The sequence below is a fragment of the Kitasatospora sp. NPDC001132 genome (assembly GCF_053598415.1).
Map to the genome: position 1 here is coordinate 41,814 of NZ_JBSFKF010000044.1, position 12,486 is coordinate 54,299.

Annotated in this window: 9 protein-coding genes and 1 rRNA gene; 1 reads left to right on the plus strand and 9 read right to left on the minus strand. The window is 74.4% G+C overall.

From position 1 onward, the window contains the following. The first annotated feature begins 97 nt into the window (after positions 1 to 97). Positions 98 to 1,003: a LysR family transcriptional regulator gene (locus tag ACWDBE_RS35660; protein ID WP_449792040.1), complete on the plus strand. Its 906-nt coding sequence runs from the start codon at positions 98 to 100 to the stop codon at positions 1,001 to 1,003. 108 nt (positions 1,004 to 1,111) lie between these two features. On the opposite strand, the gene ACWDBE_RS35665 is transcribed toward ACWDBE_RS35660, so the two are convergent. From ACWDBE_RS35665 to rrf, 9 genes are all read right to left on the minus strand, one after another. Continuing rightward, the gene (locus ACWDBE_RS35665; protein ID WP_449792041.1) at positions 1,112 to 1,882 is read right to left on the minus strand and encodes a ZIP family metal transporter; all 771 of its coding nucleotides are present in this window, start codon (positions 1,880 to 1,882) and stop codon (positions 1,112 to 1,114) included. 261 nt (positions 1,883 to 2,143) lie between these two features. Then, a complete protein-coding gene (locus tag ACWDBE_RS35670) occupies positions 2,144 to 3,862 on the minus strand; it encodes a restriction endonuclease (protein ID WP_449810013.1) in 1,719 nt (572 codons plus the stop codon). Positions 3,863 to 3,976: 114 nt separating this feature from the next. Then, on the minus strand, positions 3,977 to 5,764 hold the full coding sequence (locus ACWDBE_RS35675; RefSeq protein ID WP_449810014.1) for a hypothetical protein: 1,788 nt from the start codon (positions 5,762 to 5,764) through the stop codon (positions 3,977 to 3,979). Positions 5,765 to 6,243: 479 nt separating this feature from the next. Further along, the gene (locus ACWDBE_RS35680; protein WP_392884192.1) at positions 6,244 to 6,900 is read right to left on the minus strand and encodes a YigZ family protein; all 657 of its coding nucleotides are present in this window, start codon (positions 6,898 to 6,900) and stop codon (positions 6,244 to 6,246) included. Positions 6,901 to 7,018: 118 nt separating this feature from the next. Further along, positions 7,019 to 8,308 carry a DUF6986 family protein gene (locus ACWDBE_RS35685; protein WP_449810015.1) on the minus strand — a complete coding sequence of 430 codons (1,290 nt, stop codon included), beginning with the start codon at positions 8,306 to 8,308 and terminating at the stop codon, positions 7,019 to 7,021. A 123-nt stretch (positions 8,309 to 8,431) separates the two neighbouring features. After that, positions 8,432 to 9,964 (minus strand): DUF2637 domain-containing protein, encoded by a 1,533-nt coding sequence (locus ACWDBE_RS35690; protein ID WP_449810016.1) that lies wholly within the window; start codon positions 9,962 to 9,964, stop codon positions 8,432 to 8,434. A 221-nt stretch (positions 9,965 to 10,185) separates the two neighbouring features. Beyond that, positions 10,186 to 10,851: a response regulator transcription factor gene (locus ACWDBE_RS35695; protein ID WP_449792046.1), complete on the minus strand. Its 666-nt coding sequence runs from the start codon at positions 10,849 to 10,851 to the stop codon at positions 10,186 to 10,188. Then, positions 10,803 to 12,212, minus strand: a complete 1,410-nt coding sequence (locus ACWDBE_RS35700; protein WP_449792047.1) for a histidine kinase — start codon at positions 12,210 to 12,212, stop codon at positions 10,803 to 10,805. The genes ACWDBE_RS35695 and ACWDBE_RS35700 overlap by 49 nt, the downstream gene beginning before the upstream one ends. A gap of 199 nt (positions 12,213 to 12,411) precedes the next feature. Beyond that, positions 12,412 to 12,486: ribosomal RNA gene (rrf, locus tag ACWDBE_RS35705) — 5S ribosomal RNA — on the minus strand; the annotation flags it as partial.

Sequence of the window (12,486 nt, forward strand, 5' to 3'; positions counted from 1 at the left end):
GGCGGCGGCGGTTGTCGCGGTCATGGGTCGAGCATGGCGGCGCCGGACCGTGTAGCACCAGCGATGAATACTGAAGGGGACACTTTAGGATCACTGCATGATGGATCTGGGGCGCCTGCGGGCGCTGCACGCGGTGGCGGTGCACGGCTCGGTCGGCGGGGCGGCCGCCGCGCTCGGCTTCACGCCCTCGGCGGTCTCGCAGCAGATCGCCAAGCTGGAGCGGGAGACCCGGACGGTGCTGCTGGAGCGGCAGGGCCGGGGCGTGGTGCTGACCGACGCGGCGCGCGAACTGGCCGTCACCGCGCAGACCGTGCTGGGCCTGGTGGAGCAGGCCGAGGTGCGGCTGGAGGAGCAGCGCGGCCAGGCCGTCGGGCGGCTGCTGGTGGCCGCGTTCCCGTCCGGTGCCCGCGGCCTGATGCCCTCGGCGCTGGCCGACCTGCGGCGGCGCTGTCCGGAGCTGGACGTCCGGCTGCTGGAGCGCGACCCGTACCCGGCGGCCGAGCTGGTGGCCCGGGGCGAGGTGGACCTGGCGCTGGTGCAGGACTGGCCGACCGTGCCGCTGCCGGTGCAGGAGGGGGTGTCCCGGATGGACCTCGGCACGGACCCGGTGGACCTGCTGCTGCCCGTCGGCGACGCGCTGGCCGCGCTCGACCCGGTGCCGGTGGAGCGGCTGTGCGGGCAGCGCTGGATCAGTGTGCCGCCGGGCAACATCTGCCACGACTGGCTGGTCCGGACCCTGCGCGAGGCCGGTGAGGAGCCGGACGTGCACTACCAGGTCGGGGAGTTCGAGACACAGATCGCGCTGGTCGCGGCCGGGCTGGGGATGGGCCTGGTGCCGCGGCTCGGGCGGGGCCCGCTGCCGCCGGGGGTGGTGGCCCGCCGGGTGGCCCCGGAGCCGAGCCGCCGGGTGTTCGCGCTCTGGCGCTCCCAGGCCTCCCGGCGGCCGGCCATCACCGAGGCGCTGGCGTCGATGCGGGAGTGCTGGGGGCGGCTTCCGGTCTGAGGGCCGTCCGGGTGCCGCGGCGGACGGTCCGGGCCCGAGCTTCGCCTCCGGACGCGTACCGGGCTTCTGACGGGTCTCGTACGGGCGTCGTGCGGGCGTCGCGCGGGCTCAGCCGGCGAGTCCGATCACCAGCCACATGAAGCCGACCCCGGCCACTGTGCAGAGCAGGGTGCTGCGCGAGGGGTGCGGGCTGTGCGCCTCGGGGAGGATGTCGGAGGTCGCCAGGTAGAGCAGGAAGCCGGAGAAGAACCCCAGGTAGAGGCCGAGCAGGTGCCCCGGGATGGTGAACGCCAGGGTGATCGCCGCGCCGGACACCGGGGCCAGCGCGTCCGCGGCGAGCAGGGTCAGTGCCCGCCGCCGGTTGTTCCCGTACAGCCGGGTGATCGTGTACGTGTTGAATCCGTCCGCGAAGTCGTGCGCGACCACCGCGATGGCCACCACTGTGCCGACCGTGGTGCCGGCCTGGAAGGCGGCGCCGATCGCGAAGCCGTCCATCACGCTGTGTCCGACCAGGGCCAGCGCGGCGGTCAGCCCGATGCCCTGGTGCCCGGCAGGGTGGGCGTGCCCGTGGTGGCCGTGGTGGCCGTGGGAGTGCGCGGCGTACTCGCCCTCGTGGCCGCGGTGGATGGCGACCGCGCGCTCGACCACGTGGATGGTGAGGAAGCCGGCCGCGAACATCAGCAGCGCCTGCGGCACGCCGTGCACCTCGTGCGGAGCCTGGTGGAGCGCCTCGGGCAGCAGGTCGAAGGCGACCACGCCGAGCATCAGTCCGGCGGCGAAGCCGAGCACCAGGTGACGGCGGTCGCGGGTCCGCTGGGCGACGAAACCGCCGAGCAGGGTCATCAGGAACGCCGCGGCGGCGACCAGTACCGCGGTCATCGGGTCGGCTCCGCCGCCGGTCCGGCCTGGCGGCCGGGACCTTCGTCGGATGGTCCGCCGAGCGCTCTGCCCATTCCTGTCCCCCTGGGATCCGCCCGTGGCCGGGCCGATCGCCGACCGTACCGGACGCCCGTTCGGCGGTGATCACCCGGGGTGCCGGGGCGCGGTCGGGAGCCGTCCCCCCAGCCTCGGCCCGGGCCTGCCGGGACGCCTGCCGGACCGGCCGCCGGAGTGAGTCCGCCCATCGGGGCGGGGGGCCGGTCAGCCGCCGGTGGCTAGCGGCAGACCGAGGTGGGTGTGGGCGAGTTGGCGGACGCCTTCGCCGTCGATCAGGTGGATGTGCCGGTGGGCCTCCGCGGCGGTGAGGTCCAGCACCTCCTCGGTGAACCGCCCGGTGGTCAGCCGCAGGCCGCGCTCGGCGGACTCCTCGCCGACCGCCTCGGCCAGGGTCTCGATCTGCTCGGCGCCGACCGACGCGGTGTCCCGGGAGGCCCAGACCACCCAGCGGCCGGGCAGCGCGGTACCGGGCGCGCCCTCGCCGGTGGCGACCAGCCCCGCCGGACCGCGCAGCCGGACGCTCCACTGGGCCATCCCGCCGCGGGTCAGCAGGTCCCGCACCAGCTGGGCGAACTCGTTGGCGGACAGGTCGGCGGCGGCCGGCACGGTGGCCCCGGCCTGGGCGGCCGGCCGGACACCTGCCCTGCCGTACGGGTCCGGGGTGACGGCGGCGCCGAGCTGACGCAGCCGCACCAGGGCCTCGTCCTGCTCGGCGTCGGCGTAGACGCCCTCGTCGTCGCGCTCCTCGTACGGGGTGCCCGGCGGCAGCAGCCGGGTGCGGGCCAGCGCATCCCGGTCGGCGTCCACGCTGACCAGGCAGATCGGCTCCGCCGTGGCGGGATCGCGCAGCCAGCCGTTGAGGACGACGCCGGCGAGTATCTCGTCGGTGTCGACGGCGTCGGCCGCCTGCAGGGCGCGCAGGGCCAGCCGGGCGACCAGCCGCAGGTAGTCGGTGGCCCGGTCCGCGGTCGGGCGCGGCACCGGGAGGATGTCGCCGTCCGGGGCGAGCCGGTAGCCGGCGAGCGAGGGCACCAGTTCGAGCGCCGGCAGGTCGAGGTCCAGCACGGCGGTGCGGGTGAGCGGGCGGAAGACCGCCCGGCAGGGGGTGGGCAGGTCCTGGGTGGCGGTCTCGGCGGCGGCCAGCGCCCGTTCCAGCAGCGACTCCACGGCGGCCGGCTCGGCCAGCCGGTAGGCCCGCCGACACTCCTCCAGGCTCTCGTTGTACTCGCGGACGGCGCGGGCCCGGGCCTGCTCGGCCGCCTCGTGGGCGCGCCGGGACTCGTCGGCGGCCGGGCCGCCGGCCTCGGCCCGGCGGGTGCGCCACTCCCGCAGGGCGCGCTGGTGGGTGAGCCGCGCCTGGGCCAGCTCCCGCTGGTAGCCCGAGTCGAGCAGCCGTCGGGACGGGCCGCTCTCCGGGTCGGCCGCGGGCGGCTCGGCGGGCGCGTAGTCCTCCCAGCGGGGCTCGGCCCCGTCGTGGGCGCCGGGGCCGTCGGCCGGGTAGGGGCGGGGCTGGTAGTGGCGCAGCTGGCTCTCGAAGTCCATGGCCGAGACGGGCAGCGCGGCCCGCCGCAGCAGGTCGGCCAGCCGGTCGTGGTCGGCCTGGACGGCGCGCGTGCGGTGGTGGGCCAGGGCGGCGGCCCGGGCTTGGGCCGCCACGGCCTCGTCCGGGTCGGCCTCACCGGAGGCTGAACCGGAGCCGGAGCCAGGGTGGCCGGGGCCCTTGCCGGACGGGCCCTCACCGGACTGGTGCTCACCGGACGGGCCGTCACCGGCCGCGCTGCCATCGGGGCGGTCGGTGACGGCGCTGTCCGGTGCCGGACCCTCCGCGGCGCCGAAGTCACGGAAGACCGAGGCGAGGAAGCCCGGCCGGGGGAACTGGACGGTGGCGGTTCCGTCGGACTGGCCGTCTGCTGGGTACTGCATCGGTCGTCGTTCCCCCATGCTCGTCCGGCTCCTGCCCGGGGCGGTCGGCGAGCCTGTGGACCCGCTCCTGCCGGACATTGTCCCCCGAACGGGCGCAGCGGTCAGCCAAGCCGCTCAGTTGGTCCGGGTGTTGGTCAGGTGCAGACCGATGTAGCCGACGTAGATCCGGCCGCTGCCGGAGCAGTCGTCCAGGTAGTGCAGCCGGGGCGCGGTGCGGCCACCGCCGATCCGCAGGTGCGCGCCCATGAAGGCGCGCCGGGAGGAGTCGACGCATTCCGGCACCGGCAGCATCCGCTCGCGCTTCCACTTGGTGTGGCTGAACACCGTCCGGGACTCCCCGCGGACCGCCTTCCGGGGCGGGAAGCGGCGACAGCCCTCAGGGGTCCGCTCGCACCACTGCTTGAAGTCCCCGCCGGCCGCACCACGCACGGCCGCCTCGGCGTACTCCTGGAGGGCGGTCAGGCCGTCCCAGGCGAGCCGGGCCCAACCCGCGCCCGCGCACTGGAGTCCGTCCAGGGCGAGCGCGTTCTTCTGGTCACCGGTGAAGGTCACCAGCGGGAACTCGCCCAGTCTGGCCATGAGTTCGGTGAAGGTCTCGGGCACGCCACCGAGGTCGGGGGGCCGGGCCGTGGGGTGCGTCGCCCCGGCGGCCGGCCCGCCGCCCGGTACGACGCAGTGGCGGCCGGTCAGGGCGCGGGCTCCGGAGCGGAGACGGCCCTCCCGGATGTCCCGCCCGTCGCGGCCCTCCCGGCCCTGGCCGTGCTCGCGGTGGTCGCGGCGCTCCAGGCGCGGGGTGTGCCGGACCGGCTCCGACTCGTCGGCCCTGGCCTGCTGTTCGACACGGTCCCGCTGCTCCTCGCGGACGAGCCCGGCCGGTTCGGCGCCCCGGGACGGGACGGCCCCGTCCGCGGTCCGTACGGTGGCCTGCCCGATGGCGCGCTCGGCCGCCGGCTCGGTCGCCGGCTCGACTGCCGGGTCGACGGCCTGCTCCGCCGGCCGGCGGAGCTGCGGCGGCGGGACGCGCAGCACCGGGACGGCCGCCAGTGGCGGGGGCAGTGGCCGCTCGGCGGCCAGGCGGCGCGGCTCGCGGGAGAGCAGCCCGGCGGCACGGCGCGGATCCTCCTCTATTCGGCTCCGGGCGAGTACCGGATGTCGGGCGCTGTCCTGCCGGGAGGCCGGGTCGACCTCGGGCAGGTAGGTGCGCACCGCGCCGCCGTAGACGGTGTGGTACTCCAACGCGACGTTGAATCCGGTGCGGGCCCCGGGGTCCAGCACGTAGGCGGTGGCGAGGCCGGGCAGTTGCTGGCAGAGCGGGGCCACCACGTCCTGCACCCAGTGGTCGAGCGGGAGGTTCACCGGGACGCTGGCCACCACCGTCGGCAGCCTGCGTTCGGGATCGCACAGCTCGTCGATCAGGGCGTCCACCTCGTCCGCCGTGATCAGCCGGGGTGCGGAGTGGACGGCGGCCGGGCCATCGGTGGCGTCGAGCAGCGGGAGGAGCGCGCGGGCGAGTTCGGGCACCGGCACCCGGCACGGGGTGCGCACGCCGCTGCCGGTGTTGTGGGTCTCGGCCTCCAGCCGGACCCAGGTGGGGCCGTCGGGAGCGGTGGCCACGGTGAGGGTGAGCTGCTGGGTGCCGTGCGGGGCCGGGGTGCGCAGGCGGCGGCGGTCGTAGCGGCCGGTGCCCGGGCCGCCGCGCAGCGGCCCCTGGTCGCGGTCGAGCAGGACGCGCCCACCCAGGTGGAGGCGCTCGGTGCTGGGAGCCGGTTCGGCACTCCGCCCGACGGCGGCGTGCTGGACCGGTGGGGGCTCCTCGAAGCCCTCCTGCTTCAGCCAGTCCGCCAGTTGTTCGTCGGCCAGGGCGACGGCCTCGGCGTGCGTGAGGGCCGTGGTGACCGTCATCCGGTAGGGCGTCGCCGGACCCCGGGGGCCGGGCAGGTCGGCGGCGGTGTGCGAGCGGAGGCGGTTCGGGGCGGTGCGGTTGGCGATCGGATGGTTCGAGGTCGGTTGGGACGACGCCGGGTGGTTCGAGGTCAGATGGTTCGAGGTCGGGCGGTCGGAGGTCGGAGTCGTCGCGGACGGGGGATTCGAGGTCGAACGGTCTGAGGTCATGCGCATACCTCCGTGGTGCGGGGTGGGGTCCTGTGTCCTCCATCGATGGTTTCGTCCGGTTCTGCCGGAACCTTGCCCAGGAAACGCCACGGCCCGGAGCGGAAGTTCCAACTCCGGGCTACGACACTACGTTCGGGTGAATCTGCTCAAGCGGTCTTCCGCGTGGCGCAGGGCCGGGGCTACAAGAGACGGCCGGTCAGGGGCCGTCCCTGGCCGCCCGACGGCTCCTGCGCCCCGCCGGCCCCACGAGGTGCCGTCCGCCCCGCCGGTCAGACCGGCACCTCGACGTAGGTGCGGCCGGCCGGGACCGCCGCCGCGGTGCCGCCGGTCGCCTCGGCCAGCCAGGTGTGGAAGTCCGCCACGTCCGGCTCCGGCACGCCCACCTCGATCCGCACCCCGGTGGCCTCATACGCCAGGTCGCTCACCGCGTACCCGGCCGCCCGCAGGTCGTTCTCCACCCGTCCGGCCCGGACGTGGTCCACCGTCACCGCGAGCAGCGCGACCGGCCGGCGCTCCAGCAGGCCGATCTCGTCCACCGCCTCCGACACCGCGTTCCCGTACGCCCGCACCAGGCCGCCCGCGCCGAGCTTGATCCCGCCGAAGTACCGGGTGACCACGGCGACGGTGTCGGTCAGCCCGCGCCGACGCAGCACCTCCAGCATCGGCACCCCGGCCGTGCCGCCGGGTTCGCCGTCGTCGCTGGAGCGCTCGCGGCGCTGGTCGTCGCCGACCACGAAGGCGGTGCAGTTGTGCCGGGCGTCCCAGTACTGCTTGCGGATGCCGGCGATGAAGGCCTGCGCCTCCTCCTCGTCGGCGACCCGGGCGAGGTGGCAGATGAACCGGGACTTCTTGATCTCGGTCTCGTGGCTGCCGGCCCGCCGGATGGTGAGGTACGGCCTGGCGGTGGGCTCCGGCGTGGCGGACATGGTGTGGGGGTCCTCCCGAGGACGGCGAAGGCTGATGGCGCACGCTCCGGCGCACCGGGGCGGCACCGCCAGCCTAGTTGGCGCCCGACGGGGGGACCGGCGACCGACTGCCGGCGCTTCAGCGGCCGGCCAGCGCGTTCAGCCGCTCGCGGTCCAGGCCGGTCAGCGCGGTGACCTCGGCGAGGTCGACGGCCCCGCAGTCCAGGCCGCGCACCAGGTAGCCGCTCAGCGCCCGGGCGGTGGCGGGCTCGTCCATCACGGCGCCGCCCGTCTTCGCGACGTACGCGACCAGCCGGGCCGCCGCGGCCGCCAGGCCCTCGCGGTAGAAGGAGTAGACCGCGACGTAGCGGGTGGGCAGGTGCGCCGGGTGCATGTCCCAGCCCTGGTAGTAGGCGCGGGCCAGCGAGCGGCGGACCAGGTCGTGGTGGAGCCTCCAGGCGGCGTGCACCTGCTCGGTGGAGCCGGTCGGGAGGACGTTGGTCGAGCCGTCGGAGAGCCGGACCCCGGTGCCGGCGGCCGCCACCTGCATGACCGCCTTGGCGTGGTCGGCCACGGGATGGTCCATGCTCTGGTGGGCCGCGCTGACGCCGCAGGCGGCGCTGTAGTCGAAGGTCCCGTAGTGCAGGCCGGTGGCCCGCCCCTCGGCGGCCTCGATCATCCGGGCGACGGTGGCCCGGCCGTCCGGGCCGAGGATCGCCTGGGTGGTCTCGATCTGGATCTCGAAACCGATCCGGCCGGCGGGCAGCCCGGCCCTGCCCTCGAAATCCTCCAGCAGTCGGACCAGCGCGGTGACCTGCTCGGCGTAGGTCACCTTGGGCAGGGTGAGCACCAGGCCTTCCGGCAGCCCGCCGGCGGCCGACAGGGTGGCCAGGAACAGTTCGAGGGTGCGGATGCCGCGGGCCCGGACGGCGGCCTCCATGCACTTGATCCGGATGCCGAGGTACGGCGGGGCGCTGCCCTCGGCCACCGTCGCGGCGACCAGCTCGGCGGCGCGGACGGCGGCCGCGTCCTCCTCCGCGTCGGGGCGGGGGCCGTAGCCGTCCTCGAAGTCGATCCGCAGGTCCTCGATCGGCTCGCGCTCCAGCTTGGCGCGGACCCCGGCGTACACCTCGGCGAGCAGTTCGTCGTCCGCGACGCCGAGGGCGCGGGCGAGCTCGGCGGGGGTGGCGGCGTGGCGGTCCAGGGCTTCCCGGGCCCGGCGGCCCCACTCCCGCACGGTGTCGGCGCCGAAGGCGTCGGCCGGGACGTAGACGGTGTGCACCGGCTGCCTGGTCCCGGGCTCACCCGGGTAACGGCGCGCCAGGTCGGCGTCGACCGGGGCGAGCAGCGCCTCCACGGCGGCGCGGGCCGCGGTGGAGAAGGAGGCCCCGCCTGCCGGCCCGGTTGCGTCGGCTCCGACCCCTGTCATCCGCGCTCCTCCATGCCGAACCTTCGCTTCAACACTTTGTTGAAGCGAAGGTAGCTCCGGCGTGACCGGGCGTCAATGACCGGCATCCGCGGCCGACCGGTCCCCGGACGGTGGCGGCTGCGGTCAGTCCCTCCCGGCGGCGGCGTAGCGCTCGTTCAGCTCCGGGTACAGGTCGGCGACCTCCTTGGGGTGCACCGAACCGTCCGGGCCCTTCCCGGTGACGCCGAACTCCCTGGTCAGCCAGTCTGCGAGGCGCTGGGGGTCGGGCTGGTGGCCGTAGCTGTCCATGTACGAGACGAGCGCCTCGTAGGCGAGGTCCGGGTCGAGGCGCGCGGGCACCGGAGGGACCTCGCGCTGCTCGGCGTGGACCGGCTGCTCGGCGTGGGCACGCTCGTCGGCCGGGACCGGCTGCTCGGGCTCGGTGGGCTGCTCGGGCCGCTGCTGCGGGCCGACCGGGTGCTGCGCCTGCGGACCGGGCGCGGGCTCAGGCGCGCGAACGGAGGCGGAGTCGGGCTCCTCGGCGACCGGGCGCGGCGGCTTGAACCAGGGCGAGGCCTGGCCGGGCACCCGCCCGCCCGGGGCGGCGTCGGCCGGGTGGCCGGTGGTGCGGACCGGGCGGGCGGTCCAGACGTTCAGCTCCTCGCCACGCGGCTGCGGGAGGGCGTCCACCGCCTCCTCCGGCTCCTGGGCGACCCGCAGCCGGACGGCGGCCAGCTTCGCGAGCATCGGTGCGGCGACCTCGGCGGACATCGGCGCGACGGTCGCGGACTGCTGCGGCTGTTCGGGCTGGGCCTGCTGGACCTGCTGGACCTGCGAAGCAGCCTGCTGGACGGCCTGCGGTGCCTGCTGCTGGTGCTGGGACTGCTGGGCCTGGACCTCGGCGGCCGGGGCGATGGCCGCGGTGGCGCGGTGCTCCTGAGGGACCGTTTCCTGCGCCTCCGCCTCCGCCGACAGCTCGATGGCCTCGCGCTCCCGTCCCTCGTCGTCCAGCCGGTCGAGCAGGGCCGGGTCCAGCGGCACGCCGAACTTGGCGAGCTTGAGCGGCAGCAGCGCCTGGATCGGCGCCGAGCGGCGCCAGCCACGGCCGTACCGGAAGCGCAGCTGCGCCCGGTAGACCAGGCGGTTCTGTTCGAGTCGGATGACCTCGTCGTAGGAGCGGAGCTCCCAGAGCTTCATCCGCCGCCAGAGCCGGAAGGTCGGCACCGGGGAGAGGATCCAGCGCATCACCCGGACCGACTCCATGTGGCGGTCCGCCGTGATCGCCGCGATCCGGCCGACCGCGTGCCGAGAGGCCTCGACCACGACGACGAAGAGCACCGGAATGACGGCGTGCATCCCCATGCCGAGCGGGTCTCCCCAGGAGGCGGCCGCGTTGAAGGCGATGGTGGCGACGGTCAGCAGCCACGCGGTCTGCCGCAGCATCGGGAAGGGTATTCGCAGCCAGGTCAGCACCAGGTCGAGCGCGAGGAGCACGACGATGCCGGCGTCCACACCGATCGGGAAGGCGTAGGAGAAGGCTCCGAAGCCCTTCTCCACGGCCAGTTCGCGCACCGCGTTGTACGACCCCGCGAAGCCGATGCCCGAGATGATGACGGCACCGGCCGCGACCAGGCCGAGCAGGCCCCGATGGGCCTTGGTGAGCGTTGGGCGTGCCATTACGTCTATCAACCCCTGGATGTCGGCTGCTGCCGTACGCTGCCTCGGCTGCCGAGTCCCGTTGCTGGGCCCCCGGACGGCTGAGCAATCTCCGGGCTCGGCCCACCGGAGTTTACTCGTACACGTGTTTAAGCGTTCCCGCAGCCTGGGGTGTCACAGGGCGGCGGACCGACGCCGGTCTCCGGCACCGCGTGGAGCTGCGGTGGAGGCGGGTCGGATCGTCACCGGGGCCGCCCCGCCGTGCCGTTGAGGTAGGCGAGCACGGCCATCACCCGGCGGTTGGCGTCCTCGTCGGGGGCGAGTTCGAGCTTGCTGAAGATGTTGGCGATGTGTTTGGCCACCGCGCCGTCGCTCACCGACAGACGGGCGGCGATCGCCGAGTTCGAGCAGCCCTCGGCCATCAGCTCCAGCACCTCGCGCTCGCGCGGGGAGAGCCGCTGCAGCGGACCGGGCCGGCGCGAGGTGGTCTGCATCAGCTTGGCGATCACGTCCGGGTCCATGGCGGTGCCGCCGGAGGCCACCCGGCGGACCGCGTCGATGAACTGCCCGGCGTTGAACACCCGGTCCTTCAGCAGGTAGCCGATCCCTCCGGTGCCGTCGGCCAACAACTCCCGCGCGTAGAGCTGCTGGACGTGCTGCGACAGCACCAGCACCGGCAGGCCCTCGATCTCCCGCCGGGCCTTGAGCGCAGCCTGCAGGCCCTCGTCGGTGAGCGTCGGGGGCAACCGGACGTCGACCACGGCCACGTCCGGGCGGTGGGTCAGCAGCGCCTCCAACAGCTCGGGACCGGTCTCCACCGCCGCGGCGATGGTGAAGCCGTGCGCTTCCAGCAGCCGGATCAGGCCTTCGCGAAGGAGGTAGAGGTCCTCGGCGAGGACAACTCGCACGGCAACTCCAAGGTGATGGTGGTGGGTCCGCCCGACGTGCTGTCGATGGAGAGGACACCGTCGAAGGTACCCAATCGCTTCTCGATCCCGCGCAGCCCCGTCCCGCGCGAAGGGTCCGCCACCCCCACGCCGTCGTCCGTCACCGTGACCCGCAGGAAGCCGGCCCGGTAGAGGATGTCCACCCACACCTGCTCCGCCCCGGAGTGCTTGGCCGCGTTGGCCAGCAGCTCGCAGACGCTGAAGTACACGGCGGCTTCCACGGCGGCCGGCAGCCGGTCCGGCAGGCTCACGCACACCTCGGTCGGCAGCGCGCTGTCCAGCGCCAACAGCTGGACGGCGTCGCCCAGCCCGCGCTCGGCGAGCACCGGCGGGTGAATGCCCCGCACCAGGTCCCGTAGCTCCTGGAGGGCCCGGGCGGACGACTGGCGGGCCTCGGCGAGGAGCTCCCGCGCGGCCTCCTGGTCGGTGTCCATCAGGTGCTCGATGGTGCCCAGCGTCATCCCGATCGCGACCAGCCGCGCCTGGGCGCCGTCGTGCAGGTCCCGCTCGATCCGCCGCAGCTCGGCCGCCTGGTTGCCCACCGCGTCCGCCCGCGTCTCCGTCAACTCGGCCACCCGCCTGGTCAACTGGGCGTGCGAGGCCCGGCCGTCCTGGTCCAGCACCCGCCGGGCAGCCTCCGCGTACATCCGCACCGCGAACGGTGCCACGAGTATCCCGACCACGATCATGGCCGCCCCGAGCACGGTGCTCACCAGGATGGACGCCATCCGGCCGCTCAGCGGGCCGAAGTCGTTCACCGTCACCGGCCCCGACAGGACGTAGACGACGCCCAGCCCGAGCAGAACGGCCACCGGGCCGACCACGGCCGCCACGAGGAGCGGGTTCACCAGCATCCAGAGCAGCTCGGCGCGGGTGGTCCGGTCCCGCAGGCCCCAGTGGACCAGCTGCGCGTACTTCGCCACCGTCCGCGAGCGGTGGTACGTGTACCCCGTCCACCAGTGCCCGCGCCCGTCCAACTCCAGCTCCGGGCGCGGAGCATAGGTGGCCGGCAGCCGTATGCCGAACCAGCGCGCCAGCTGGCCGCGGGCACGGTCGGCGACGCTGCGGACCAGGAAGGCCGCCACCACCGAGCCGGCGATCGCCGCCACCAGCAGCGCCGCGAGGATCTCCGGAGAGTAGTTCTGGAGGAACTGGGCCGTGGCCACCCCGGACAGAACGGCTGCCGCCACCGGCAGCACCACCCCCGGCACCGCGGTCAGCAGCAGTACGACCAGCCGGGTCAGAGCCTCGCCGCCGGTCTCGAAGGCTGCCCGGGCCTGCGCACCTAGGGACGTGCCGCCTGTACGACTCACTGTTGTCACGGGAAGCTCCTGATGCCGGTACCGATCGTCCTCCGTCAGTCTTCACGAACCGTCCATCACCCACACTGGCCATGGCACCCCAATTCCGGGGTGGACCTAGGACCACCTGCCAGTGGACAGAGTGACACCAGCGAGTGAGATGGCCCGGAAATGCGAAAAGCCCCTGATCCGAATGGATCAGGGGCTTTTCAGAAGAATTGTTCGGCGGCGTCCTACTCTCCCACAGGGTCCCCCCTGCAGTACCATCGGCGCTGTGAGGCTTAGCTTCCGGGTT

What these genes read in the sequence shown, in the direction of transcription:
- ACWDBE_RS35660 (WP_449792040.1), top strand. Translation starts at nt 98, where the DNA reads ATGATGGATCTGGGGCGCCTGCGGGCGCTGCACGCGGTGGCGGTGCAC.
- ACWDBE_RS35665 (WP_449792041.1), bottom strand. Translation starts at nt 1,882, where the DNA reads ATGACCGCGGTACTGGTCGCCGCCGCGGCGTTCCTGATGACCCTGCTC.
- ACWDBE_RS35670 (WP_449810013.1), bottom strand. Translation starts at nt 3,862, where the DNA reads ATGCAGTACCCAGCAGACGGCCAGTCCGACGGAACCGCCACCGTCCAG.
- ACWDBE_RS35675 (WP_449810014.1), bottom strand. Translation starts at nt 5,764, where the DNA reads ATGACGGTCACCACGGCCCTCACGCACGCCGAGGCCGTCGCCCTGGCC.
- ACWDBE_RS35680 (WP_392884192.1), bottom strand. Translation starts at nt 6,900, where the DNA reads ATGTCCGCCACGCCGGAGCCCACCGCCAGGCCGTACCTCACCATCCGG.
- ACWDBE_RS35685 (WP_449810015.1), bottom strand. Translation starts at nt 8,308, where the DNA reads ATGACAGGGGTCGGAGCCGACGCAACCGGGCCGGCAGGCGGGGCCTCC.
- ACWDBE_RS35690 (WP_449810016.1), bottom strand. Translation starts at nt 9,964, where the DNA reads ATGGCACGCCCAACGCTCACCAAGGCCCATCGGGGCCTGCTCGGCCTG.